The 25126-nt window shown below is 67.6% G+C and carries 24 protein-coding genes; 14 read left to right on the top strand and 10 right to left on the bottom strand.

Features of this window, described 5'->3' with window-relative positions; genetic code table 11:
• Positions 1-8: 8 nt before the first annotated feature.
• Positions 9-860, top strand: coding sequence for a hypothetical protein (locus tag AB3X99_RS01235; RefSeq protein ID WP_368615946.1), 852 nt, complete (start codon positions 9-11; stop codon positions 858-860).
• 237 nt (positions 861-1097) lie between these two features.
• Here AB3X99_RS01235 and AB3X99_RS01230 read toward each other — a convergent pair whose 3' ends face one another.
• Positions 1098-1943 (bottom strand): aldo/keto reductase, encoded by an 846-nt coding sequence (locus AB3X99_RS01230; protein ID WP_368615944.1) that lies wholly within the window; start codon positions 1941-1943, stop codon positions 1098-1100.
• Positions 1944-2101: 158 nt separating this feature from the next.
• On the opposite strand from AB3X99_RS01230, the gene AB3X99_RS01225 reads away from it, so the two are divergent.
• Positions 2102-2848, top strand: a complete 747-nt coding sequence (locus AB3X99_RS01225) for a GntR family transcriptional regulator (RefSeq protein WP_342948490.1) — start codon at positions 2102-2104, stop codon at positions 2846-2848.
• Between the two features lie 21 nt (positions 2849-2869).
• Here the strand turns inward: AB3X99_RS01225 and AB3X99_RS01220 are convergent, their stop codons facing one another.
• Positions 2870-4297 (bottom strand): CoA transferase, encoded by a 1428-nt coding sequence (locus AB3X99_RS01220; RefSeq protein ID WP_368615942.1) that lies wholly within the window; start codon positions 4295-4297, stop codon positions 2870-2872.
• A 144-nt stretch (positions 4298-4441) separates the two neighbouring features.
• Between AB3X99_RS01220 and AB3X99_RS01215 the strand changes: the two genes are divergently transcribed.
• Positions 4442-5692, top strand: coding sequence for a citrate synthase family protein (locus AB3X99_RS01215; protein WP_069262779.1), 1251 nt, complete (start codon positions 4442-4444; stop codon positions 5690-5692).
• A gap of 24 nt (positions 5693-5716) precedes the next feature.
• Here AB3X99_RS01215 and AB3X99_RS01210 read toward each other — a convergent pair whose 3' ends face one another.
• A complete protein-coding gene (locus AB3X99_RS01210) occupies positions 5717-6097 on the bottom strand; it encodes a DUF2917 domain-containing protein (protein WP_368615941.1) in 381 nt (126 codons plus the stop codon).
• A 226-nt stretch (positions 6098-6323) separates the two neighbouring features.
• On the opposite strand from AB3X99_RS01210, the gene AB3X99_RS01205 reads away from it, so the two are divergent.
• From AB3X99_RS01205 to AB3X99_RS01195, 3 genes are all read left to right on the top strand, one after another.
• Positions 6324-7775 (top strand): PLP-dependent aminotransferase family protein, encoded by a 1452-nt coding sequence (locus AB3X99_RS01205; protein ID WP_342948486.1) that lies wholly within the window; start codon positions 6324-6326, stop codon positions 7773-7775.
• Between the two features lie 130 nt (positions 7776-7905).
• Positions 7906-9348: a multidrug transporter subunit MdtD gene (mdtD, locus tag AB3X99_RS01200; RefSeq protein ID WP_368615940.1), complete on the top strand. Its 1443-nt coding sequence runs from the start codon at positions 7906-7908 to the stop codon at positions 9346-9348.
• A 279-nt stretch (positions 9349-9627) separates the two neighbouring features.
• Positions 9628-10899, top strand: coding sequence for an EAL domain-containing protein (locus AB3X99_RS01195; protein WP_368615939.1), 1272 nt, complete (start codon positions 9628-9630; stop codon positions 10897-10899).
• Positions 10900-10923: 24 nt separating this feature from the next.
• Here the strand turns inward: AB3X99_RS01195 and AB3X99_RS01190 are convergent, their stop codons facing one another.
• A complete protein-coding gene (locus AB3X99_RS01190; RefSeq protein WP_368615938.1) occupies positions 10924-12036 on the bottom strand; it encodes a sigma-70 family RNA polymerase sigma factor in 1113 nt (370 codons plus the stop codon).
• Between the two features lie 174 nt (positions 12037-12210).
• Between AB3X99_RS01190 and clpP the strand changes: the two genes are divergently transcribed.
• Entirely contained in the window at positions 12211-12855 is a 645-nt protein-coding gene (clpP, locus tag AB3X99_RS01185) for an ATP-dependent Clp endopeptidase proteolytic subunit ClpP (RefSeq protein ID WP_069262785.1), read from the top strand.
• Positions 12856-12880: 25 nt separating this feature from the next.
• Here the strand turns inward: clpP and AB3X99_RS01180 are convergent, their stop codons facing one another.
• Complete coding sequence (locus AB3X99_RS01180; protein ID WP_368615937.1) at positions 12881-13531, bottom strand: TetR family transcriptional regulator; 651 nt, start codon at positions 13529-13531, stop codon at positions 12881-12883.
• 63 nt (positions 13532-13594) lie between these two features.
• Here AB3X99_RS01180 and AB3X99_RS01175 point away from each other — a divergent pair, with 63 nt between their 5' ends.
• The gene (locus tag AB3X99_RS01175; RefSeq protein ID WP_368615936.1) at positions 13595-14170 is read left to right on the top strand and encodes an isochorismatase family protein; all 576 of its coding nucleotides are present in this window, start codon (positions 13595-13597) and stop codon (positions 14168-14170) included.
• Positions 14171-14276: 106 nt separating this feature from the next.
• Here the strand turns inward: AB3X99_RS01175 and sodB are convergent, their stop codons facing one another.
• Together sodB and xseA are read right to left on the bottom strand one after the other, a co-directional pair.
• A complete protein-coding gene (sodB, locus tag AB3X99_RS01170; RefSeq protein WP_042266176.1) occupies positions 14277-14855 on the bottom strand; it encodes a superoxide dismutase [Fe] in 579 nt (192 codons plus the stop codon).
• Between the two features lie 386 nt (positions 14856-15241).
• Positions 15242-16618 (bottom strand): exodeoxyribonuclease VII large subunit, encoded by a 1377-nt coding sequence (xseA, locus tag AB3X99_RS01165; RefSeq protein WP_368615935.1) that lies wholly within the window; start codon positions 16616-16618, stop codon positions 15242-15244.
• Between the two features lie 555 nt (positions 16619-17173).
• Here xseA and lpxK point away from each other — a divergent pair.
• The 5 genes from lpxK to AB3X99_RS01140 all read left to right on the top strand — a co-directional run bounded on the left by lpxK (position 17174) and on the right by AB3X99_RS01140 (position 21325).
• Positions 17174-18253: a tetraacyldisaccharide 4'-kinase gene (gene lpxK / locus AB3X99_RS01160; RefSeq protein ID WP_069262789.1), complete on the top strand. Its 1080-nt coding sequence runs from the start codon at positions 17174-17176 to the stop codon at positions 18251-18253.
• The gene (locus tag AB3X99_RS01155) at positions 18234-18437 is read left to right on the top strand and encodes a Trm112 family protein (protein WP_042266182.1); all 204 of its coding nucleotides are present in this window, start codon (positions 18234-18236) and stop codon (positions 18435-18437) included. The genes lpxK and AB3X99_RS01155 overlap by 20 nt, the downstream gene beginning before the upstream one ends.
• 162 nt (positions 18438-18599) lie before the next feature.
• A complete protein-coding gene (kdsB, locus tag AB3X99_RS01150; protein WP_342948480.1) occupies positions 18600-19403 on the top strand; it encodes a 3-deoxy-manno-octulosonate cytidylyltransferase in 804 nt (267 codons plus the stop codon).
• Between the two features lie 300 nt (positions 19404-19703).
• Positions 19704-20366, top strand: coding sequence for an adenylate kinase (gene adk / locus AB3X99_RS01145; RefSeq protein WP_069262791.1), 663 nt, complete (start codon positions 19704-19706; stop codon positions 20364-20366).
• 200 nt (positions 20367-20566) lie between these two features.
• On the top strand, positions 20567-21325 hold the full coding sequence (locus AB3X99_RS01140) for an SDR family NAD(P)-dependent oxidoreductase (protein WP_069262792.1): 759 nt from the start codon (positions 20567-20569) through the stop codon (positions 21323-21325).
• 77 nt (positions 21326-21402) lie between these two features.
• Here AB3X99_RS01140 and AB3X99_RS01135 read toward each other — a convergent pair whose 3' ends face one another.
• Positions 21403-22242, bottom strand: a complete 840-nt coding sequence (locus tag AB3X99_RS01135) for a SirB1 family protein (protein ID WP_035513442.1) — start codon at positions 22240-22242, stop codon at positions 21403-21405.
• Positions 22243-22247: 5 nt separating this feature from the next.
• The gene (gene murJ, locus AB3X99_RS01130) at positions 22248-23798 is read right to left on the bottom strand and encodes a murein biosynthesis integral membrane protein MurJ (RefSeq protein ID WP_069262793.1); all 1551 of its coding nucleotides are present in this window, start codon (positions 23796-23798) and stop codon (positions 22248-22250) included.
• A gap of 436 nt (positions 23799-24234) precedes the next feature.
• Here murJ and rpsT point away from each other — a divergent pair, with 436 nt between their 5' ends.
• Positions 24235-24507: a 30S ribosomal protein S20 gene (gene rpsT, locus AB3X99_RS01125; protein WP_069262794.1), complete on the top strand. Its 273-nt coding sequence runs from the start codon at positions 24235-24237 to the stop codon at positions 24505-24507.
• Between the two features lie 138 nt (positions 24508-24645).
• On the opposite strand, the gene AB3X99_RS01120 is transcribed toward rpsT, so the two are convergent.
• Positions 24646-24993, bottom strand: coding sequence for a DUF3579 domain-containing protein (locus AB3X99_RS01120; RefSeq protein WP_069262795.1), 348 nt, complete (start codon positions 24991-24993; stop codon positions 24646-24648).
• Positions 24994-25126 lie beyond the last annotated feature (133 nt).

The raw sequence follows: 25126 nt of genomic DNA, 5'->3' as shown, positions 1-25126 counted from the left end.
AGAACAAGATGAAAAAGATCAATATTCATCAGTACTGCGATTGGATAAGCCGGGGAGCTGGCATGTGCGCGGTGGGCGCGGGGGTTTTACTTGCCGTGATCTCTGCGCACGCTGCAGGGGATGCCATCACTCCGGTGATCCTGCTCGCCGACGCACCTTTGCCGGCGAGCGGGGTCGAGGGCTTCGGGGCTTTCGGCGCACCGGTTGCTGCCGATTCGCCTGCTGCCAGCATCTCGTCGAAAACTGATTCGGAGTCCGATTCGGCTGCGCTGGCGAGCGACGTCTCCACGGTATTCGCGCCGAACGATTGCATTAGCCGGACGGGTAGCGCATGTTTCCGGGGCAACGGCGGCGGCCGTGGCGGCCCGGGTTCATCGAGCGGCAGCAACGGCGGCAGCGGCGGCGGTGCGGGCGCCGCGACGGCCAGTACGGGAGGGCTTGGCCGCAGCGGCAGCTCTAGCGTGGGAGGGACGGGACCGAGCGGTTCGGGAGGCGGTTCCAGCAACTCCAGCGGCGGGAAAGGCGGCAGTGGGAAAGGCGGCGGTGGAAGCAACGGCGGTAGCAACAGCGGTGGCAGTAACAGCGGTGGCAGCAACAGCGGCGGTGCCAACAACGGTGGCGGAAGCAGCGGCGGTAGCAACAGCGGCGGCAGTTCAGGCGGCTGTGGCTGCGGCAGCCACGGCGGATCGGCTAGCGGCCCTTCGGGCGGCCCAGCAGGCGGATTCGGCGGCGGCTTTGGCGGGGGTTTCGGCGGATTCGGCGGTGGCTTCGGAGGTGGATTCGGCAAAGGTGGACCGTCGGGCGGCCCGGGCGGCGGGTACGGCGGCGGACACGGTGGCGGCCATGGCAGCGGTCATTGAACCTGTACGGCGGTGCAGGCAGACCGCCGCAGCCACTCCGATCTGGCGCGACGGCCAGGCGCGCCAGTCCTGGCGTCGGCGGCGGCGTCCCGGTCCCCCGGCCGGGCACCGCCGCCGTGGGCCGGTAGCCGGATGCGCGATGCGCGTGGCGTTCCCGGGCGGCCACACCGGCTGTCTGCTCGCCATACGCCGATGCCTGGTATGACCGCGCATGCAAACGCCTACCCCATTCGCGCCCTACAGCATCTCGAGCGGACGCTTGCTGCGCGGCGGCTTGAAATACGCGTCGAGCGCCGCGTGCTCTTGCTCGCCGAGTGCGAGATCGAGCGCCGCGCGGTTGTCGCGCACGTGCTCGACGCGCCCCGCCTTCGGAATCGCACAGACCCCGCTTTGACCCAGCACCCACGCCATCGCCACGCGATAGACCGACACCCCGTGTGCGTGAGCGATATCGTCGAGCGGCGAGCGCCTCGGCAAGCGCGCGTGATCGACGGGGCTATACGCCATCACCGGCATGCGATGCGCGGCGCTCCACGGCAGCAGGTCGAATTCCGCGCCGCGCCGCGCGATGTTGTAGAGAATCTGGTTGGTCGCGCACGCGTCGCCGCCAGGTGTGGCGAACAGCTCCTCCATGTCGTCGGTGTCGAAGTTGCTCACGCCCCAGTGACGGATCTTGCCCGCGCGCACGAGCGCTTCGAACCCTTCGACCGTCTCTTCGAGCGGCACCCCGCCGCGCCAGTGCAGCAGATAGAGATCGAGCCGGTCGGTGCCGAGACGTTTCAGGCTCGCCTCGCACGCGCGCGCGACGCCGCTGCGGCTCGCGTTGTGCGGATACACCTTGCTCACGAGAAACACCTCGTCGCGCAGGCCCTGCAAGGCCTCGCCGACGAGGCGCTCGGTCGCGCCGTCGCCGTACATCTCGGCGGTGTCGATGAGCGTCATGCCGAGCGCCACGCCTTCGCGCAGCGCGGCGATTTCCGCCGCGCGATGCGCGCTGCGCTCGCCCATTTCCCACGTGCCCTGCCCCAGCTTCGGAATGCGTTCGCCGTCCGGCAATGCGACGCTTGCGATATCGGTCGTCATGATCTCCCTTTGCGCGCTGCAACGGCGCCCACTGGCAAAGAACGGCCAGTGTATCGCCTCGCGCGCAATGCGGTCATACGCACTCTCGCAAGCCGTTCATTTCCGCGATTGCGCATCGATGACATAAAATTGCCGTTCGCCTTTCATGCCTGCCTCCCATGAACGCACCCACGGAAGACCGCTGGCGCGACCTGCGCCCGGACCCGGACAACGACACGCCGCTCTATCTGCAGCTCGCGCGCAAGCTGAGCCTCGCGATCCACGACAATCGCTGGAACGCGGGCGAAGCCCTGCCTTCGGAGCGCGTACTCGCGGAGTCGCTCGGCGTTTCGCGCATCACGGCGCGCAAGGCGATCGCGCTACTCGTCGAGCAGGGCCTGATTCGCCGCACGCAAGGCGCGGGCAGCTTCATCACGCCGCGCATCGAAGACCCGCTCTCGCGCCTCACGAGCTTCAGCGAGATGCTGCGCCAGCGCGGCTTCACGCCGAGCTCGCGCTGGCTCTCGCGCGAAATCCAGCCCGCGAGCCGCGATGAAGTGATCCAGCTCGGGCTCTCGCCGGCGGCGGCCGTCACGCGCCTGAAGCGCCTGCGTCTGGCCGACGGTATCGTCATGGCCGTCGAAAACTCCACCTTTCCCGCCGCGCTGATTCCCGACCCGAACGCGATCGGCGATTCGCTCTATAGCTTTCTCGAACAGCGCGGGCTTTCGATCGTGCGCGCGCTGCAACACTTTCGCGCCGTGAACGCGAGCGACGAAATCGCGCGGCAGATGAGCATCGCGCCCAACGAGGCGCTGCTGCTCATCACGCGCGTGGGCTATACGTCCGATCAGCGCGCCATCGAACTCACCGATACCTACTGCCGCAACGATTATTACGATTTCGTCGCGGAACTGCGCAAGTAGCGCGCGAAAACGCGGTGGCGTCTAGTCGTTCCATGCCGGCGCATCGCTGCCGATCGGCACCGGCGGCCGCGCATGAAACGCAGGCGTGAGTTCGAGCCGCTCGGCGGGCGCCACCGCGCGCACGCGCCCGAACGGCGAGTCCATTTCCTCCAGGCAATCGGCGAGATCGGCGGCGCCCACCTCGGGCGCCTGCTGGCCGTCTTCGAGCGTGCCCATCGTCTGCAGCCAGCGGCCCGTTTGCGCGAGCGAAAGGCGAACGTGCCAGCTGCCGCCTTCGCGCACGCGCCGCGCGAGCGCCACCATCGCGCCGAACGCGGCGAGATAGCCCGTGGCGTGATCGAGCGCCTGGCACGGCAACGGGCGGGCCGCGGTGAACGGCTGCGCGCCGGCTGCGCCGTTGCCGTGTTTTGCCGCGGCGACGCTCTCGGCCCACACGATGCCGCTCGCCGACTGCACGAGGCTGTCGAAGCCGCGCCGCTCGCGCCACGGCCCGCGATGCCCATACGCGCCGATCGACACGCACACGATGCCGGGCCGCACCTGCGCGAGCGCTTCGGGCGCGAAGCCGCGCGCGGCGAGCGCGCCCGGCCGGTACCCTTGCACGAACACATCGGCGTCGCGCGCGAGTGCGCGTAACTGCTCGCACGCGGCTGCGTCACGCAGGTCGAGCGTGGCCGAGCGCTTGCTGCGGCCGTTGTCGATCACGAGCGGCGCGATGTTCGGCAGATGCGGGCCGTTGATGAGCAGCACGTCCGCGCCGTGTTGACCGAGCGTGCGCCCCGCCACCGGCCCCGCGATGATGCGCGTGAGGTCGAGCACGCGTACGCCTTCCAGCGGACGCGCGCCGCCACCCGCTCGCGGCGCCTCGGCGGGCGCGTCGCCGATGCGCTCGATCTCGAACAGCGGCAGGCTCGCCACCGCCTTCGCCTGCTCGTGCGCGGCCCATTCGCGTGGTGCGCGCACGAGCGCGGCGCACAGGCCCGCTTGCGCGAGCGCGTCGTCGAGCGCCGCGCCTTCCCAGCCAAGAATCGCGCGCGCGACGGCGTCGCGGTCGTCCGCGCATTGGAGCACGCGCAGGATGCCCGCGAGGTGATGCGGGAAGTTCGCGTGCAGCTGGATCCAGCGGCCGTCGCCGGTCGGGAAATGGCCCGTCACCGGATGACGCAGCTCCGTGGGCGGCTTCCCGTCCACGCTCAAATAGCGCTCGCTGCGAAACGCGGCGAGCGCGCGGCGCACGTCGATCGCCACGCGCTGCATCCGGCCCGTGCGCAGCGCGTGCAGTTGCGCCGCCGCGAGCCCCGCCGCGCCGATGCTCGCCGCCGCGAGCGTGCCCACGCGAAAAATCGACGGCAAGCCCGGATCGGCGCCTTCGATGTCGAGCCAGTCGAGCGCGGACGGGTCGCAGCCCGCCAGCATCCAGAGGTGATCGAGCGCGTCGCGTGGCGTCATGGCGTGCAGTCCTTTTGCTAGGCAAGCGTGGAGAAAACGGGCCGTAGTGATGTCACGCATCGTCGCGCCGCTCGAATCCCGGATCAATCTTGATTATGATGATCAACATAGATTGATTTCTCCGGTTCCAGGAGGCGAGCCACCATGTCCAGCTATATGACCGCGGAACAAGCCGCTATCGAACTCGGCATCAGCCGGGCCACGCTCTACGCCTATGTGAGCCGCGGACTCATCGCCTCGGCACCCTCGCCCCATGGCCGCCACAACCGCTACGACGCCGCCGAGGTGCGCCGCCTCGCGCGCCGCAAGGCCGATGGCAAGCGCGCGGGCAAGGTCGCGCAGAAGGTGCTCGACTGGGGCGTGCCCGTGCTCGAATCGTCGATCACGTTGATCGCCGACGGCAAGCTCTTTTATCGTGGCGAGGACGCCATCGCGCTCGCGCGTCAGGCCTCGCTCGAAGAGGTCGCGGCGCTGCTGTGGCAATGCGCGCCGCGCCGCGTGCTGCAGGCGCCCGAGGCGCCCATCGCGGCCGCGCAATGGTCCGCATGGCTGAAGATCTGGAGCGGGCACACACCGCTCGAACGCGCGCTCGTGCTGTTGCCCGCCGCCGCCGCGCAGATGCCGCGCATCTGGGCGCAAGGCCGCGACGCGCAAATCGACACCGCTGCGATGCTCATGCGCCTGCTCGCGGCGGCGCTCGTTTCCACCGCGCCGTCGAACGAGCCGCTGCACCGCCAGCTAGGCGAGGCGTGGGGCGTGCGCTCGCGCGCGCAAACCGACCTGCTGCGCGCCGCACTCGTGCTGTGCGCGGACCACGAGCTGAACGCTTCGACTTTCACGGTGCGCTGCATCACCTCCACCGGCACGCATCTGTTCGGCGCGGCAACGGGCGGCCTGGCCGCGCTGGCCGGGCCGCGCCACGGCGGCGAGACCACGCGCGTGGCCGCGCTGTTCGACGAAGCCGCGCGCGCCGACGACCTGCATCGCTATCTTGCCGACCGTCTCGCGCCCGACGAACTCGGCGCAGCCGTGCCGCTGTCCGGCTTCGGCCATCCGCTCTATCCCGATGGCGACCCGCGCGCGCGCCTCCTGCTGGACCTGCTCGCCCAACGCGCGCCGGCGCGCTCGCCGATGGACGAAGTCGACGCGCTCGCCCAGGCCGTGGCCGAGACGAGCGGCGCGCGGCCGACGCTCGACTACGCGCTCGCGGCCATCGAGCGCGTGCTGGGGCTGCCGCGCGGCGCGGCGTTCACGCTGTTCGCCGCGGGCCGCGTGACGGGCTGGATCGCGCATGCGCTCGAACAGACCGCCGACGGCAGGCTGATCCGTCCGCGCGCGCGCTACGTGGGGGAAATGGCAGGCGATACGACGCCTGCCGCCCGGCACATCGCGTAGCACGAGCAACGACGCCAACCCGGCTCAACCCGCCGCCCGGACGCCCCACTGCCTGCGCTGCACCCAGCCGCGCAACGCCTCGCCGATGCGCGCCGCGACACCGCTCGCACCCGCCGCGCGCACGCGTTCCATGTCGACCGGCGCCACCGTCCACGCCGGCGCAGCGGCGCTTGCGCCGCCCAGCGCGAGCACGAAACGCGCCCCTTCGCGGCCCGCGCTCACGTGCACGCGCACGCCCGCGGCCAGTCCGATCGACTCGCCGGCGCGCAGCCAGTAGTCGCCGGCGTCGCCCGCGATCGTGAGCCACAGTTCGCCCTCGCTCACATGCAATTGAATTGCCTCGCCGAGCCGCCAGGTTTCGACGGGCTCGCCATGTTCCAGTTCGAAGATTCGGATTTCGCGCATTGCCGTGCTCCTTGCAGACTGGCCGCCGAGTCACCCTCGGACGGCCGTGGGAAGGCTGGCTGACAAGGACTTGAAGCGCCTTCCCGGTAGGAGCATTATTGCGATCAGTGACGCACGATCCCATGTACAGTTCCGAACAGTTCATCTGGAACTGTGCAGCCAAAAAACCGAACAGTCACTGCCGTTTCAAACCGCAGCCTCAAGCGGCCTACCCAGCGAGACCCAGATGAAACTCGAACTCGACCGCGCGAGCGATGTGCCGCTCACCGACCAGATCGTCACCGGCGTGCAGACGTGGATCCGCTCGCGCGCGGCGCACCCGGGCTCGCGCCTGCCGTCGATCCGCCAGTTCGCCGCCGATTACGCCATCAGCCGCTTTCCCGTGATCGAGGCCTATGACCGGCTCGTCTCGCTCGGCTATCTGGACTCGCGCCACGGCTCGGGCTTTTACGTAAGCGAGCACGCGCGCGCGGGACTCTCCGGCATGGGCACCTGCGACCTCTCGAACGCCGCCGACGAATCGGGTCACCTGCTCAGCCAGCTCGAACGCGAGGGCGAACTGCTGCAGCTCGACAGCGGCTCGATCCCCCAGGCGTGGCGCGACATCGACGCGCTTGGCCAGGCGATCCGCCATGTGTCGCGCAGCGACCCCGCGAGCCTCGTCGACTACGGCACGCCAACGGGCGACGCCACGCTGCGCGAGCATCTGCGCAACCGGCTCGCGCCGCTTGGCATCGTCGCCGAGACGCAGCAGATCCTCATTACCGAAGGCGCGAGCGAAGGCCTCGACCTGCTCATGCGCTACATGCTCAAGCCCGGCGACACGGTATTCGTCGAGGACCCAGGCTACTACAACCTGTACGGTCTGCTCAAGCTGCACGGGGTGCGCCTCGTGGGCATCCGCCGCACGGCGAGCGGACCCGACCTCGACCATTTGCACGCGATGCTCGCCGAGCACCATCCGCGCGCGTTCTTCGTCAACACGGTGTTCCACAACCCGACCGGCTCGACGATCTCGCCGCCTGTCGCGTTCCGCCTGCTGCAGCTCGCGCGCGAGCACCGCTTCACGATCGTCGAGGACGACATCTACGCCGACTTCCAGGCCGATCCCACCGACCGGCTCGCGGCGCTGGACCAGTTCGAGCACGTCGTGTACGTGGGCGGACTTTCGAAGACGCTCTCCTCGGCGCTGCGCGTGGGCTACGTGGTCGCGAACCCGGCGATCGTGCGCGATCTCGCGGCCATCAAGGCGCTCACCAGCATCAGCGGTTCGCGCTTCTCGCAGGCCGTGGCCGCCACGCTGCTCGAGCGCGGCGCGTATCGCAAATACCTCGAACGACTGCGCCGGCGCATCGCCGAGGCGCAAGGATCGGCCACGCGCACGCTCGAAGCGCATGGGTGGGAGCTGTTCGGCAGCGCGGCGGCGTCGACCGCCGCGGCGAGCGCGGCGCGCGGCTATGCGCAAACGGGCGGCAAGTTCGTCTGGGCGCGCGTGCCGCACGTGGAGGACTCCACCCGCCTCGCCGCCTGCGGCGAGCCGCTCGGCGTGGCGGTCTCGCCGGGCAGCCACTTCCGCCCGCAAGGCGAGGCGAGCCCGTGGATTCGCATCAACGTGGCGCTCACGCTCGATCCGCGCGCCCAGGCTTTCTTCGCGGCGGCGGCGCGCCTCGACGGATAAACGCGCGAGGCGCCGCACGCCCCGGCGCCTCGGCCGCTTACGCCACATTTGCGGCAGCCGGCCCGGCCGTCTGCGTGCGCGCGCCGTTTTCCCTACAATGGCGCTTGCCTGCGCGCCCCTCTCCTCGCCCATGTCCGAATCCACCGCTGCGTCCAGCACCACTGCGTCGCCCCGCTCGCTGTCCGTGATGCTGTGGCTCGTCGCCACCGGCTTCTTCATGCAGACCCTCGATTCGACCATCGTCAACACGGCGTTGCCGGCGATGGCGAGGAGCCTCGGCGAACTACCGTTGCGCATGCAATCAGTCGTGATCGCGTATTCGCTCACGATGGCGGTGATGATTCCCGTATCGGGCTGGCTCGCGGACAAGCTCGGCACGCGGCGCGTGTTCCTCGGCGCGATCTTCGTGTTCACGGTCGGCTCGCTCCTGTGCGCGAGCGCCCATACACTGAACCAGCTCGTGGCCTCGCGCGTCGCGCAAGGTGTGGGCGGCGCCATGCTGCTGCCGGTCGGCCGTCTTGCCGTGCTGCGCACGTTTCCCGCGGAACGCTATCTGCCCGCGCTCTCGTTCGTGGCGATTCCGGGGCTGATCGGCCCGCTCATCGGCCCGACGCTCGGCGGCTGGCTCGTGCAGATCGCCTCGTGGCACTGGATCTTTCTCATCAACGTGCCGGTGGGCGTGGTGGGCTGCATCGCCACCTTCATCTTCATGCCCGACAGCCGCAACCCCGACACGCCGCGCTTCGACCTGCCGGGCTACCTGCTGCTCGTGATCGGCATGCTCGCGATTTCGTTCGCGCTCGACGGGCGCAGCGAATTCGGCATTCAGCACGCCACCGTGCTCGTGCTCTTCATCCTTTCGCTCGCCGCGTTCGTGGCCTACGGTCTGCACGCGGTGCGCACGCCACAGCCGATCTTTTCGCTCGACCTTTTCAAGATCCACACCTTCAGCGTGGGGCTGCTCGGCAACCTGTTCGCGCGCATCGGCAGCGGCGCGATGCCGTATCTGATTCCGCTGCTGCTTCAGGTGGCGCTCGGCTACACGGCGTTCGAGGCCGGCCTCATGATGCTGCCCACGGCCGCTGCGGGCATGTTCTCCAAGCGCCTCGTGACGTATCTCATCATGCGCTACGGCTACCGCAGCGTGCTGGTCTCGAACACGGTGCTCGTGGGTCTCATGATGGCGAGCTTCGCGCTTTCCACGCCCCACGAGCCGCTGTGGATGCGCATCGCGCAACTGGCGATCTTCGGCGCCGTGAACTCGATGCAGTTCACGGCGATGAACACGCTCACGCTCAAGGACCTCGGCACGGGCGGCGCGAGCAGCGGCAACAGCCTTTTCTCGCTCGTGCAAATGCTCTCGATGAGCCTTGGCGTGACCGTCGCGGGCGCGCTGCTCACCACCTTCACGGGCATCATGGGCCACAAGTCGGGCGAGAACGTGATTCCGGCGTTCCACGCCACCTTCATTTGCGTGGGCATCATCACGGCGGGCTCGTCGTGGATCTTCGCGCAGCTCGCGTCGGACCTGCGCCGCACCGCGAAGAAGACCGATCCGTCCGAGCGGACCTGACAGCGCGCCTGACAAGCCGGGCCCGGGGTCGTTGCGGTCGCATCCTCACCGCCGGCGCGCGCACCGCAAAGGTGCGGCGCGCCTCGTGGCTGTGCGTCGCCTGGTTTCGCGCCGAATTCACGCACCATCCCGCACGCTATCCCGAAATAGCGCGTGCGCCACCGCACGGGCCAACGGGCACGGGACTTGGGACTCGCATACTTTTTGCTGTTCTATCCTGTAAACTTGACGCTCACGCGTCCCGCCCGTCACGTCCGTCCCGAGCGCCATCGAAACGAAATGACCAGCATGATCGACATCGATCCCCCCGGTTTCCAGTCTCGCCCCATCGCCGGCGAAGAAGGCGCCCGCCGCACCGTGCTATACGGCGGCTACACCGTCTTCAGCGTGTTCCAGCCCGTGTTTTCGGTCGCGCACCGGCGCGCGATCGGCTATCACGCGTCGCTGCGCGCGCACGACGAGCAAGGCCAGCACGTGCCCTCGCAGGAGGTGTTCACGCAGGCGGCGCGCCGCGGCGACCTGCTCGAACTGGGGCGTCTCGCGGAATCGCTGCATCTGGGCAACTTCAACGCGTTCGATTCGCATGACGAATGGCTCTTTCTGAGCCTGCACCCGGCCGCGCTCATGGACACGAGCTACGGCGACGCCCTGCTCGCCGGCCTCAAGGCGCTCGGCCTGCAGCCGCAGCGCGTGGTGCTGGAAGTGTCGGAACAGGCGGGCGGCGAGAATTCGCGCTTCGCGGAGATCATCGACGGATTGCGCAAGGCGGGCTTCGTGATCGCGCTGGATGGCTTCGGCGCGAAGCATTCGAACATCGACCGCGTGTGGCAGGTGCGGCCCGACATCGTCACGCTCGACCGCAGCCTGCTCGCCCAGGCGAGCCGCCACGCGCATATCGAGCGCGTGCTGCCGGGGCTCGTCTCGATGCTGCACGAGTCGGGTCAGCTCGTGCTCGTAGGCGGCCTTTCGACCGAGCGCGACGCGCTGATCGCGCTGGAAAGCAACGCCGACTTCGTGCAGGGCGCGTATTTCGCGCGGCCCGACGTCGAGCCCGTGCCGCCGGCCAAGGCTGCGCAGCTCATGGACGATCTTTCGTCGCGCCTGCGCGAGCGCGTGGCCGCGCGCGAGCGTTCGCAGTCGGCGCGTCTCGCGCCGTACGTGAGCGCCATCGAAGCGGCGGCAAAGCAGCTTGCCGAGGGCGCGACCATGAGCGACGCCACGCTGCCGCTGCTCGGCCTCGACGACACGGCGCGCTGCTTCCTGCTCGACGCGTCGGGCCGCCAGATCGGCGACAACGTGCTGCCCGACGGCCGCACGTCGCAGCGCGCCAAGCGCTTCCGGCCGCTGCTGCATTCTGAAGGCGCAAGCTGGGAACGGCGGCCTTACTTCATCGGCGCAAGGAAGGCGCCAGGCCGCGTGCAGTTCACGCCGCCCTATCTGTCGATCAACGAGGCGCACCTGTGCGTCACGGCCTCGGTCGCCTTGCAAACGGAGCACGGCGTGCAGGTACTGTGCGTCGATATCAACTGGGACGCCGCGTTGCGCGGCTAGCGCCCATTCAGGCCGAGGCCTGGCTTACGCGAGGACGAGCGGCTCGGTGAGCAGCGTCGCGCAGCCGTGTGTGGTGGACGCGCGAGCGGTGACGGTAAGCGTGGACACGCACGCCGCGCCGTCGCTCGAGGCGAGCCGGGCCAGCATCTTGCGCACCGCCTCGCCGCCGAAAGCCCGGTTGGCGGCCTGAAGCCGGTTGGCCGGCCCCGCGCTTCCCCCTTCCGTTGCCGCGACACAAACCACCGGCTCGGGCAGCCCGTCGCGGTCGTCGCGCACATGCAGCCAGGCGGCGAGCGCGCCATCCTGCGCGACGAGCGCCACGCCCGGCTCGCCGTCCAGCGCCAGCGCTTCGGCACGCAGAACGCGCGCAACGGGCGCTTCTTGCGGGACCTCGCTGCGAGACTCTTCGGCCGCGCTCGCCACGACCAGCGCGTTTGCCGTCACCCCCAGCAAATCCATCAATCCCACGCGATCCTGTGCTTGCAGTACGTCACGCAAGCGCTCGACCGTGCGCGCGTGCCGCACTTTGTCTGCTGGCGCCGCTTGCGGCACGGCCTCGCGAGCGAGCCGAACACGGGCACGCCGCACGATCTGCCGGCAATGCTCGTTGGTGCAGCCGGTAAGCGCGCCGATCTGCGCGTAGTCGCAGTCGAAGGCCTCGCGCAGCACGAACACCGCCTGCTCGAGCGGTCCCAGCCTTTCGAGCAGCAGCAGCAGCGCGTCCGAGAAGCGCCGCGCGCGCAAGCCCGCCTCTTCCGCAGAAGGCGCCGCGTCGTCGAGCCACGCGGCCTCGTGCTCGCCCGCTTGCTCGCGACGCAAACGCCGCAGCCGGTCGATCGCAAGGCGCACGGTGACCGTGGCGAGCCACGCCTGCGGTACGCGCAGGGCTTGTGCGTCGGCGTCGCGCCAGCGGAACCACGCGTCCTGCACGACGTCCTCGGCCTCCGCACGGCTGCCCAGCACGCGTGCGGCCAGCGCAATGAGCCGAGCGCGCGCCTCGCCGAAGGCGGCGGCGCGGCGCGCGTCGGTCCACGCTGCCGGCGCCGGATCGGCTTCGTCGCTCACTGGGGTCGCTGCCTCATTACACCCGGTGCCTTCCGGACTCGTTCCTTCGATTGTGTCGATCGCCTGCGTCATTCGCTTCGCTCCTTCGCCATGCGTGCTCGCTGCCGCCCTTTCCCTCATGACGTCCGGCACGCGGCCGGCGTGACAGCCTCACGCAAAAATATTTTCGTCACGGGCGACCCGCGGCGGGCGTCATGGCAGCAGTGGCGCAATCGCGCCGCCTACGGAAAAAACACGAGGCCCGTCATGCCATCCTTTGCACTGAATCATGCAGCATTGCCGCCGAACGCGCTCAATCTCGTCCCGACCGTGATCGAAACCTCGGGGCGCGGCGAGCGCGCCTACGACATCTACTCACGCCTCCTGCGCGAGCGCATCGTGTTCCTCGTCGGGCCGGTGACCGAACAAAGCGCGAGCCTCGTGGTCGCGCAACTGCTCTTTCTCGAAGCGGAAAACGCGGACAAGGACATCAGCTTCTATATCAACTCGCCGGGCGGTTCGGTCTACGACGGACTCGCCATTTACGACACGATGCAATTCATCAAGCCCGATGTCTCGACGCTGTGCACGGGTTTCGCCGCCAGCATGGGGTCGTTTTTGCTCGCCGCGGGTGCAAAGGGAAAACGCTTCGCACTACCGAACGCACGCATCATGATCCATCAACCTTCGGGAGGCGGCCAGGGCACCGCCGCCGATGTCGAGCTGCAGGCGCGCGAGATCCTGTACCTGCGCGAGCGCCTGAACGCGATACTCGCCGCGCGTACCGGACGCGGCATCGAGCAGATCGCGCACGACAGCGACCGCGACAACTTCATGTCGGCCCACGCGGCCGCCGAGTACGGCCTGATCGACCGCGTGCTCGAGTCGCGCGACGACCCGTTGCTGCGCTAAAGCGCTGTGTCCGCGGCTCGCGGGCTCACGCGAGCCGCACGGCGAGCCACGCCGCCAGCACGCCCTTGTACTCGGCGACCAGCAGCTTGCGCTCCTTCGGCTTCGCCGCGGCGTATAGTGGGTTGAGGCTCTTGATGACCTGCAGCATGACTTCGGCCACGCGATAGGCCTCGTCCGACGCAAGCGCCGGCTGATAACGCAGGAAGAGCGCCGTGAAACGCTGGCGCAGCAGATTGCGCACGGCCGCATCGCGCTTGAAGCCGAGCGGCACGGAAAGCAGCGGCAAATACGCGGGATAGTCGTGCATCAGATCGACCATCAGGTCGAACAGACGCTCGACCAACTGCGCGAGCGCAAGCTGGCCTGCATCGTCGTGCGCGGCGATGAGCGCGCTCCAGCGCGCGTCCATTTCGTCGCCATAGCGCTTGCGCAGCGCGAGGGCCAGTGCCTCCTTGTTCGGAAAGTACTGATACGCCGCGCCCACCGAAACGCCCGCCTGCTGCGCGATCTGCGTCATCGTCGCCGCTTCGAAGCCGCGCTCGGCGAAGGCTTCGCCTGCGGCTTCGAGCAGCGCGTCGACCGTGCGCGCCGCGCGTTCCTGACGCGGCACGCGCCGGGCGTTGTCGCGTGCCTCTTCCTTTTGCGCCTCTTTGCGCGCAAGCGGGTCTGCCGCCATATCTGAAGCCTCCTTCACATTCGTGTATGATTATGTGAAGCCATCCTCACATATAGGTGAACCATGACGCAAGCACTTTCACTGAATGCGCGCACCACGGCGCTCGTGATGATCGACCTTCAGCACGGCATCGTAGGCCGCCAGATCGCGCCCCATAGCGGCGCGCAGGTCGTCGCCAACGCCAAACCGCTCGCGGACGCACTGCGCGCCAAGGGCGGCACCGTCGTCTGGGTGCACGTGCTCCTGAACGAACTGCTCGCGTTGCCCGCCGACGCGCCCGGCCGCACGCCCGACACGCCGCCCGCACCGGCCGAAGCCTCGGAACTCGTGCCCGAGATCGGCGCGCAACCCGAGGACGTGATCGTCGCCAAGCGCCAGTGGGGCGCGTTCTACGGCACGAACCTCGAGCAGCAACTGCGCCGCCGCGGCATCGACACCATCGTCATCGGCGGCATCGCCACGAACTTCGGCGTCGAATCCACCGCGCGCGCGGCGTTCGATCTCGGCTTCAAGCTCGTGTTCGTCGAAGACGCCACCTCGGGTCTGAACGAAGAGATGCATCACTTTTCGTTCGAGAAACTGTTTCGCCGCATGGGCCACGTGCGCTCGACGCAGGAAACCATCGCCGCGTTTGCGTAATTTCGTTTGTATAAAACGCTTCGCACAAAACAAAAAAGCCCTCGACTCGCATCGAGGGCTTTTGCATGTGCCGCAGCCAGTGCGGCGCATTCAGCAGGGCTTCGTATTACGCGAAGTTCTGTGCTGCGAAGTTCCAGTTCACGATGTTCCAGAACGCTTCGACGAACTTCGGACGCGCGTTGCGGTAGTCGATGTAGTAAGCGTGTTCCCACACGTCGATCGTGAGGAGCGCCTTGGCGTCGGTCGTGAGCGGGGTGGCGGCGTTGCTGGTCGACACGATGTCGAGCGAGCCGTCAGCCTTCTTCACGAGCCACGTCCAGCCCGAACCGAAGTTGCCCACGGCAGCCTTCGTGAAGGCCTCCTTGAACGCGTCGTAAGAGCCCCACTTGGCGTTGATCGCGTCGCCGAGCGCGCCCGACGGTGCGCCGCCGCCTTGCGGCGAGAGGCTGTTCCAGAAGAACGTGTGATTCCAGATCTGCGCCGAGTTGTTGAACACGCCACCCGACGACTTCTTGACGATCTCTTCGAGCGAGAGCTTTTCGAACTCGGTGCCCGGAATCAGGTTGTTCAGATTCGTGACGTAAGCCTGGTGGTGCTTGCCGTAGTGGAACTCGAGCGTCTCTTCCGACATGTGCGGAGCGAGGGCGTTCTTCGCGAACGGCAGCGGCGGGAGCGTAAATGACATGATGCGGTTCCTTCGTCGTGTTATGGGGAGTTCTGCGTGATAACCGGCATGGAGCACTCGATTGTAGGCGAGTTGGAATAACCCCGCAAACGAGCGGCCTTTATGCCGGATATCGTTTGCGCAGGGCTTTTCCGAATGAACCGCGATGCGTTTTGCGCCGATGCAACGACGCTCGAACAACGCTTTCCATGCCTGCTTGGCGCGCAGGCGAGACGGCTGCAATCGCGTTGCAATCTTCGCGCAACCGGTGTGCAAACTTCCTGCAACGAGACTGCAACAATCGCTTGCCTCGACGATATTTCGTCGAGGCGAAGCGATCGGGCGATTGCGCCGGTGCCTCGCTGAGCAGCAAGCAACGGGCCCGGCAGGCCGGCTGCGAGCCCAGATCAGAAACCGTCGGCGAGACGCGGCTGGACATCGGCGAGCGCGACGTCGGCGCTGCCCTGCGCGAGATGCACGGTGAGCCGCTTGCCGGGCTTGAGCGTGGCGGGCGAGCGCACCGCTGCACCGCTTTGCGCATCGAGCAGCGCCGCGTAGCCGCGCTCGAACGTGCGTTGCGGGCTCAGCACTTCGAGGCGGGCCGTGAGCTCCGAAACGCGCGCCGCTTCGCGCTCGCGCTGGCGCGCGAAGGCGCCGTCCAGACGCCGGCCGAGCGACTCCAGCTGGGCGTGCTGCGCGGCGGCGTCGGGCCGCGCGCGCTGCCAGCGCATCTGCATGACGTTCAGGCGCGCACGGGCCTCGGCGCTGGCACGCGAGCCGGCCGAAGCGAGCCGTATCGTCAGCTGGCGCAGGTGCGTGCGCTGCTGCGCGAGCCGCTCGACGGGCGAAACGAGCCGGCGCGCCAGCCAGTCGAGCTGCTGCGCGCGCCGCTCGAGCAGACGGCCGAAATCGCGTGCGAGCGTGGCATGGCGCTGGTCGAGGTCGCGCAGCAGCAGCGTGCGCTGCGGACTGACGAGTTCCGCCGCGCCAGTGGGCGTCGGCGCGCGCACGTCGGCGGCAAAATCGGCGATCGTGAAATCGGTTTCGTGCCCCACGCCGCTCACCACGGGAATGGCGCTGGCCGCGATCGCGCGGGCAAGCGCCTCGTCGTTGAACGACCACAGGTCCTCGATCGAGCCGCCGCCGCGGCACAGCACGAGCACGTCCACCTCGTTGCGCGCGTTCGCTGTCTCCAGCATCACCGTGAGTTTTTCCGCCGAGCCCGCGCCCTGCACCGGCGCGGGGTAGACGATCACCGGCACGTGCGGCGCGCGGCGGCACAGCGTGGTCAGCACGTCGCGCAGCGCGGCGGCCTGCATCGACGTAATCACGCCGATGGCGCGCGGATGCGAGGGCAGCGCGCGTTTGCGCTCCGGGTCGAAGAGCCCCTCGGCTTCGAGTTGCGCCTTCAGCCGCAGGAAGGCTTCATAAAGGCGGCCCTGGCCGGTACGCCGCACGGCCTCGACATTCAGCTGGAGTTCGCCGCGCGGCTCGTACATCGTGACGAGCGCGCGCACTTCGATACGGTCGCCTTCGCGCGGCGTGAATTCGGCGTACTGCGCACGGCCACGGAACATCACGCAGCGAATCTGCGCCTGGGCGTCCTTGATCGAGAAGTACCAGTGGCCGCTCGCGGCGCGCGTAAAGTTGGAAACTTCGCCGGAAATCCATGCAAGCGGGAACGTGCGCTCGAGCATCGAGGCGATCGCCCGGTTGAGCGCCGAGACCGGCACGACGACGTCGCCCGAAGGCGCGGAGGAAGCGGAGAAGCGGTCGGATAGCATGCGTAAGGGTGTGGAGAAACCTTGGCCGGACAGACGATAGACCGTTCGGGGGGCGATAGTCCAGCACGAATGAGACCCGGCCCGCAAGCCCCGCGAAGTGTCCACATCGGCGCTGTCATGCGGCATGCTGACCGCAGCCGGCCCGCAAACGCTGAAAAAATCGCTCACGCCATTGATTTCTATACGTTTTTTATCGATATCACATCCTTACAGGCCGATGGAGAGGCCGAGGAATGGGCTTTTGCGCCTTCCCGGGATGTACTTCTCCACAAAGTTATCCACAGGCGTCGATTTTTCGGGCGTTTCGCGCGGCTTGCAGGCAACCGACAGTTGCGTGCGGCCCGGCAACTTGCCGCGTAACGCCTACCCGCGCTAGAGTGCCGGGTTCACGAACGCCTGTGCCGCATCACTCGCATGCGCAGGTCATTCGTCTGCCGTCCTGTTTGTCGCTCAGCTCACCTGGAACCGGAGAACCGACCCGATGCCCGCCCTGCCTGTCTGCTTCCCGCATACCGCGTGCGGCGCTTCGCGCGCAAATTACCGCGCATATTGCCGATGAGCGGCCCCGTCTCCAGTCTCAAGGAACGCCTCGAAGCGCAGTTTGCGCACGCCTGGCAACGCCGCGGCGCACTCGCCTGGGGGCTCACGCCGCTCGCCGCCGCGTTCGCCGCCGTGAGCGGTGCGCGCCGCGCCGCCTTCGCGGCGGGCTGGCTCAAGAGCGTTCGTGTGGGCGTGCCCGTGGTGGTGGTCGGCAACGTGACCGTGGGTGGCACGGGCAAGACGCCCACGGTGATCGCGCTCGTCGAGGCGCTGCGCGCCGCGGGCTTCTCGCCGGGCGTGGTCTCGCGCGGGTATGGCGCGAAAATCGCCCGCCCCACGCCCGTCACGGCCGATACGCCCGCGCGCCTTTGCGGCGACGAACCCCTGTTGATCGCCCGCCGCACGGGCGTGCCCGTCTGGGTCTCGCCCGACCGCGTGGCCGCGGCCACGGCGCTGTGCGGCGCTCACGGCGATGTCGACGTGATCGTGAGCGACGACGGCCTGCAGCACTACCGCCTGGTGCGCGACGTCGAGATCGTGGTGTTCGACCATCGCCTGGGCGGCAATGGCTTTCTGCTGCCGGCGGGCCCGCTGCGTGAGCCGCTCTCGCGCCGGCGCGACGCCACGCTGGTGAACAACCCGTTCGAGCGCACGCTGCCGGCCTGGCCGAATACGTTCGCGCTCAAGCTCGAACCCGCCGACGCCTGGCATCTCGCCAATCCGGCGCTGCGGCGTCCGCTCGCGCAGTTTGCCGCCGGCGCGGCCGCAGTGGGGCAAGACGCAGGCACACAGGGATCGCCGGGCGCGCTGCGCCTCGTGGCGGCGGCCGGCATCGGTTCGCCGGAGCGCTTTTTCGCGACGCTGCGCGCGGCCGGCCTCGCGCCGCAAACGCTGCCGCTGCCCGACCACTACGCCTACGCAACCAACCCGTTCGCCGACGTCACCGCCGACGCGATCCTGGTCACTGAAAAGGATGCAGTAAAATTGGGGGCCTGGAACGACGCGCGCATCTGGGTCGTCCCCGTTGAAGCCGCGCTCGATCATCGCCTCATTACCCTGGTTGTGGAGAAACTTCGTGGACGCTCGTCTGCTTGAAATCCTGGTCTGCCCGATCTGCAAGGGCCCGCTCAGCTATGACCGCGCCGCGCAGGAGCTGATCTGCAACGCCGACAAGCTCGCCTACCCGATCCGGGACGGCATTCCGGTCATGCTCGTCGACGAAGCGCGTCAAACCGTGGAAGGCACGCCGGTCGATCCGCACGGGCCGAGCGCCGCGTAAGGCGCGCGGGCGGCGCCACCCGCGCCGCTCACTCCGCTCATCTCGTCTTACTGGCTCGAAACCGGGTCACGCGCGCCGCCCCCCGGCGCGCTGTCGTCTCCCAAGGCGGTTTCCCGAACCGGTTTCCCCAATCCCCCTTTCCTGTCCTAGCTCGAACTGGCCATGACCGCACCCGTGCAACCCTTCATCGCCGTCGTCCCGGCGCGTCTCGCGTCCACGCGGCTGCCGAACAAACCGCTCGCCGACATCGGCGGCAAGCCCATGGTGGTACGCGTGGCCGAGCGCGCGCGCGCTTCGGGCGCGCAGCAGGTGCTGATCGCCTCGGACGCCCAGAGCGTGCTCGACGCCGCCCGCGCCCACGGTTTCGAGGCCGTGCTCACGCGCGCCGACCACCCGTCGGGCACCGACCGCTTAGCCGAGGTCGCCGAGCACTACGGCTGGAGCGACGAGACGATCGTGGTCAACGTGCAGGGCGACGAGCCGCTGATCGACCCCGCGCTCGTGTGCGACGTTGCGTCGCACCTCGCCGCGCACCCCGAATGCGCGATCGCCACTGCCGCGCATCCCATCACGGCGCCCGACGAAATCTTCAGCCCGAACGTCGTGAAGGTCGTGCTGGACGTCCGCGGCGTTGCGCTCTACTTCTCGCGCGCGCCCATTCCCTGGGCCCGCGACGCCTGGCAGCCCCACTGGTCGCCGGCGCGCCTCGATCTCGGCGCAATGCCCGCCCCGCCGGCTCCCGCGACCGTCTACCGCCACATCGGCCTGTACGCGTACCGCGCGAAATTCCTGCGCAGCTACCCCTCGCTCGCGCATTCGCCGATCGAGCAGGTCGAGGCGCTGGAGCAGCTTCGCGCGATGTGGCACGGCGAGCGCATCGCGGTGCTCGTGACGACCGAGGCACCCGCGCCGGGCGTCGACACCCCCGCCGACCTCGCCCGTGTGCAGGCGTTATACCGGCCTTAATTCCGTCCGTGGGGCAAAAATCCCATGGCATAATCAATTGTTTGCGCGAGCCGTCTAAAGCCTTTGTGCGTCGGGGTTTCCCCGCTTTTCGGCACCGTCTTGCAGCGCCGCCCCGTGTCCAGTGCCACTCATGAACACCGGGCGAAAGCCGCGCGGGACATGCCGTCGCCCCCGCCAGCACTGCCTCGACGGCCGTGAGCGAACGGGCGAGGAGACGCACGACGCTGACGATGCCGCCCCACCGCGCGTGCGGGGCAGCCGCCGCGCCGCAAGAATTCACACAGATCGGAGATTGTTCACATGCGTTTGATCCTGTTGGGCGCCCCGGGCGCGGGCAAGGGAACCCAGGCAACCTTCATCAAGGAAAAGTTCGGCATTCCGCAAATCTCGACGGGCGACATGCTGCGCGCGGCCGTCAAGGCCGGTACGCCGCTTGGCCTCGAAGCGAAGCGATTCATGGACGCCGGCGAACTCGTGACCGACGAGCTCATCATCAATCTCGTGAAGGAGCGCCTTCAGGAGCCCGACTGCCAGAACGGCTACCTGTTCGACGGCTTCCCGCGCACGCTGCCGCAAGCCGAAGCGATGAAGCAGGCGGGCGTCGCGATCGACTACGTGCTCGAGATCGACGTGCCGTTCGACGAGATCATCACGCGCATGAGCGGCCGCCGCATGCACCCGGCTTCGGGCCGCACGTATCACGTCAAGTTCAATCCGCCGAAAGTGGACATGACGGACGACGTGACGGGCGAACCGCTCGTCCAGCGCGACGACGACAAGGAAGAAACGGTGCGCAAGCGTCTTGACGTGTACGTCGCCCAGACCAAGCCGCTCATCGCGTACTACAGCGACTGGGCGAAGCGCGGTGAGGAAAACGGCCTGCAGGCGCCGCAGTATCGCGCCATCTCGGGCCTCGGCAGCGTCGACGAAATTCGCGAGCGCGCGTTCGAAGCGCTCAAGTAAGCGGGCCAAAGTCCGCCGGGTCAAAGTCCGCCCCGGAGCCGGTTTCGGCATACTTGCTGGTTTGCCTGCGGGCCGGCTGGCGCCGCACTCCCGAGGTGATTCGGGACGCGACGCCAGCCGGCCCGTTTTGTTTTTGGTGAGTCTCGCGCGCATTGCCTCTCTACGCGGGACAGCATGGCCATAACGACAGGAGACGAAAGATGCAAATCCGCGGCAACGTATTTCTCATCACCGGCGGCGCGTCGGGGCTCGGCGCGGCCAGCGCGCGTCTGATTGCGGCCGAAGGCGGCAAGGTCGTCATCGCCGACCTCAATGAGGACGCCGGCAACGCGCTCGCGAAGGAACTGGACGGCACGTTCGTGAAGTGCAACGTCGCGAGCGAGGACGACGGCGCGCGCGCCGTGGCCGCGGCAACTGCGCGCGGCACGCTGCGCGGCCTCGTGAACTGCGCGGGCATCGCGCCCGCCGTGAAGACCGTGGGCAAGGACGGCCCGCATCCGCTCGACACGTTCTCGAAGACCATTTCGGTCAATCTGATCGGCACCTTCAACATGATCCGCCTCGGTGCGGCCGCCATCGCCCAGACCGCAGCCAGCGAGGGCGGCGAGCGCGGCGTGATCGTCAACACGGCTTCAGTAGCCGCTTACGACGGCCAGATCGGCCAGGCGGCCTACGCCGCGTCGAAGGGCGGCGTCGTCGCAATGACGCTGCCGATTGCGCGCGACCTTTCGCGCAGCGGCATCCGCGTGATGACAATCGCGCCCGGCATCTTCGAAACGCCGATGCTGCTCGGGATGCCCAAGGAGGTGCAGGATGCGCTCGGCGCGATGGTCCCGTTCCCGCCGCGCCTCGGCAAGCCGGATGAGTACGCGATGCTCGTCAAGCAGATCGTCGAGAATCCGATGCTCAACGGCGAGGTGATCCGTCTGGACGGCGCGATCCGCATGCAGCCGAAGTAACGGCGCGCGCTCTCCCCGCGCGAAAAAAAGCCCGCGACTTTTGTCGCGGGCTTTTTTCTGCGGCCAGGCCGCGGGTTTCAGTCGTTATCGAGCGTGCGCTGGCGCAACTCGTGCAGCTGCGACTCGACGACGGTCGCGTCTTCCGCGTCGGGGCGCTCGTCGAGATAGTGTTCGAGGTCTTCGAGCGCCGGGCGCAGATAGTCGAGCCGAGCATAAGCGAAGCCGCGGTCGCGCACTTCCTCGATGTTCTCCGGCAGCAGGATGACGAGCCGCTGCTGGATGGCCAGCAGGCGCTGCCAGCGCTCGGTCTGCAGATAGACCGACTTCAGGTTGCGCAGCATGCGCGCGACGATCTCGCGGCGGGTGGCCGGCTCGAGCAGCATGCGCAGCGCGCGCGCCACGGAATCGCCGGCGTTGGCCACGAACGGCTCGAGCATCTCCACCATGTCGGATTCGGTGAGCGTGCGGCCCGTGGTGGGATCGAGCATCTCGTCGCCTTCGGGCAACGCCACGCGCAGCAGAAAATGTCCCGGAAACGACACGCCCTTCACCGGCAGGCCGAGCTGGGTCGCCATTTCCAGATACAGCACCGCGAGCGAAATGGGGATGCCGCGCCGGCGTTTGAGCACGGCGTTCAGATGGCTGTTTTCGGGGTCGAGAAAGTCGTTGAGGTTGGCCGCGAAACCCATCTCGCGAAAGAAGCAGCGGTTGAGCACGGCAACCTGCTGGCGCACGTCCGCCCCTTCGGGCATGCGGCGGCGCACACGCAGCGCGAGTTCGTCGATCTCGGCAAGCGTGCCTTGCAGATCGAGATCGGGATAAGCGTCCTGCGCGATCGCGAGTGCCGCCTCGGTGAGCGGCAGGCTCTCGTCGTCCGCAACGAGCGCGCTGAAATAATCCAGAACCCGCGTAGTCATCGTCGTCACTTCGCCCGCCTCTTGAAGTACGCGTATTTGAAGCCCATCAGCCAAAGCATACCGAAATATAGCGCCGCGAACAGGACGAGGCACGCACCGAGCAACGCGATGCGCTCGAGCGGCGCATGACGCAGTGCGATCCAGTCGTAGCTGATGGCGCACCAGTGCATCGCCCCGGCCAGCACGAGACATGCCCCGAGCAACTGCACGAAGAACGTCGCCCAGCCGGAGGACGGCATATAGATGCCGCGGCGGCGCAGCCCGATGAACAGCAGCAGCGCGTTCATGCAGGCGCCGAGGCCGACCGAGAGCGTCAAGCCCGCGTGCGAGAAGATCGGCACGAAGAGGTAGTTGCTGATCTGCGTGGCGATGAGCACGCCCACACCGATCTTGACCGGCGTCTTGATGTCCTGACGCGCGTAGAAGCCGGGCGCGAGGATCTTGATGAGGATGAGGCCGACGAGCCCCACGCCGTAGGCCGCGAGCGCGCGACCCGTCATGATGACGGACGTGGCGTCGAACTTGCCGTAGTGAAACAGCGTGGCCGTGAGCGGCTCGGCGAAGAAAAAGAGCGCAACGGCCGAAGGCGCGGCAAGCAGGAACGTCACGCGCAGGCCCCAGTCGAGCAACGCCGAGTACTCGTGCGGATCGGCATCGACGTGCGCTTTCGAGAGGCTCGGCAGCAGGATCGTGCCGAGCGCCACGCCGAGCAGCGCGGTCGGGAACTCCATCAGGCGGTCGGCGTAGTTGATCCACGACACCGCGCCGGGCCCCAGACGCGAGGCGATATTGGTATTGATGATGAGGCTGATCTGCGCGACCGAGACGGCGAACATGGCGGGCACCATCTTCGCGAGCACCCGCTTCACGCCTTTGTGCGCGAGCGCCTTGAGCGGGTTCAGGCCGATGCGCGGCATCATGTCGATGCGCTTCAAGCCCGGCAACTGCACGATGAACTGCAGCACGCCGCCGACGATCACGGCCCACGCGAGCGCGTAGACGGGCTGCTTCATGTGCGGCGCGAAGGCCACTGCCGCCGTGATGAACGAGACATTGAGCAGCACCGGCGCGAACGCGGGCAGCGAGAACTGCTTGTACGTGTTGAGCACGCCCGACGCGAGCGACGTCAGCGAGATGAACACGATATAGGGGAACATGATGCGCGTCATCGTGACGGCAAGCGGGAACGCTTGCCCGTCGCTCTTCAAGCCCGACGCGACCACGATCACGACGAACGATGCGCCGAAAATGCCGAGCAACGAGAGGACGGCGAGCACCCAGGCAAGCACGGTCGAGGTGGCGTCGACGAGCGCGCGTGTGGCGTCGTGGCCCTTCTGGTTCTTGAACTCCGCGAGAATCGGCACGAACGCCTGCGAAAAGGCGCCCTCCGCCGAGATGCGGCGCAGCAGGTTGGGAATACGAAACGCGACGTAGAAAGCGTCGGTGTACTGGCTCGCACCGAAGGCGCGCGCAATCAGCGTTTCTCGGGCCAGACCGGTCACGCGCGACAGCAGCGTGAAGCCGCTGACTGTCAGCAGGGCTCGGAATAGATTCATGGGGCGGTCATTATACGGGCGTCGTCCGCTCCATCGCGGATGCGCAGCGCAAAGGTCGGCGCAAAACCCCGCACGACGCCGCAGGCGAGCGGGAGGCAAAGACCAGGCGCGCTGATTGTGACCGTGTCGCGTGAAAGGCGTTCACGTCCGGCGGCGCTTGTCTTCGCTATCGCACTGTGATTGCCACCATCATGATTCTGTTGCTATAATCATCGATTCGAGTTCTCCCAGAGGGCTCGAAACGCGTCTTGGAAAGAGAGCAGGAAAGCGTCAGCAACCCGGCGTCAGCAACCCGCTCTGGCACAAAAGGCGCGGCTGGTTGAGCGAAACTCAGCTGGCAAATACCGTTTTGAACGTTTCAGGCATCGCTGCCGGTCGTTCAAATCCAGGCAAAGAGCGTCGGTCGCACCACGCTCCGCAATCACAAGGAATCGCAATGGCAAACTCCGCACAAGCACGCAAGCGCGCCCGTCAGGCCGCGAAAGCAAACTCGCACAACTCGGCACTGCGCTCGAAGTTCCGCACCGCCATCAAGGCTGTTCGCAAGGCAATCGACGCCGGCGACCAGGCTAAGGCTGCTGAAGTTCTGAAGGCATCGGGCAAGACGCTCGACATCATCGCCGACAAGAAGATCGTTCACAAGAACAAGGCCGCTCGCCATAAGAGCCGCCTGGCTGCTGCCGTCAAGGCAATGCAGGCCGCGCAGTAAAGAGATCCGGATTGCCGGCCACGGCTGGCATCCCTCTTTGAGCTGCACCACAAAAAACCCGCCTCGGCGGGTTTTTTGTTTCTGCCGGGCGCAAAAAAACCCACCGAGGCGGGTCCGTCCGTTGCCTGCGCCGCGCCGTCAGCGCACGTTGGCTTGCTGCGTGGCGTGGTCGTGAGGCAGTTCGCACGCCTCGGTCACGACGAGGTCGTTGTCCTTCGCGAAGTTCATCACGAAATTGAAGGCCATGGGCTCGATGTCCTTCAGGCGCGAGTCCAGCACGACGACCTTGAGGTCGCCGATCATCGTCGGGCGCACATAGAGCGAGTAGCGCAGATACGCATTCGGGCCGCGAGCATTGGCCGACGCTTTCGGACCAAAGCTCGACATCACCCCGGCGAGGCGCTCCGACCAGTCACTCGGACGAAACTTCTTCCCCGCGCTGGTGATGCCTTGAATGAAGTATTCGGTTGGAGCTTCGTCGGCCATGCAGGAGTACCTGTGTGTGTAGCTGCTGGGTGCGTTTGCAGCGTGTAACGGCGGCACGAGCGCTGCGCCCGCGCGGGTACCGCGGAACGCCGGCCGCGGGGGTCGCCCGCCGCCACACGCATGGACAGTCCGA

The organism is Paraburkholderia sp. BR10882, from assembly GCF_040948855.1.
GTDB lineage: Bacteria > Pseudomonadota > Gammaproteobacteria > Burkholderiales > Burkholderiaceae > Paraburkholderia > Paraburkholderia nodosa_A.
Note: the sequence above shows the minus strand (reverse complement) of the source record. Positions and strands in the feature narration are given on the sequence as shown.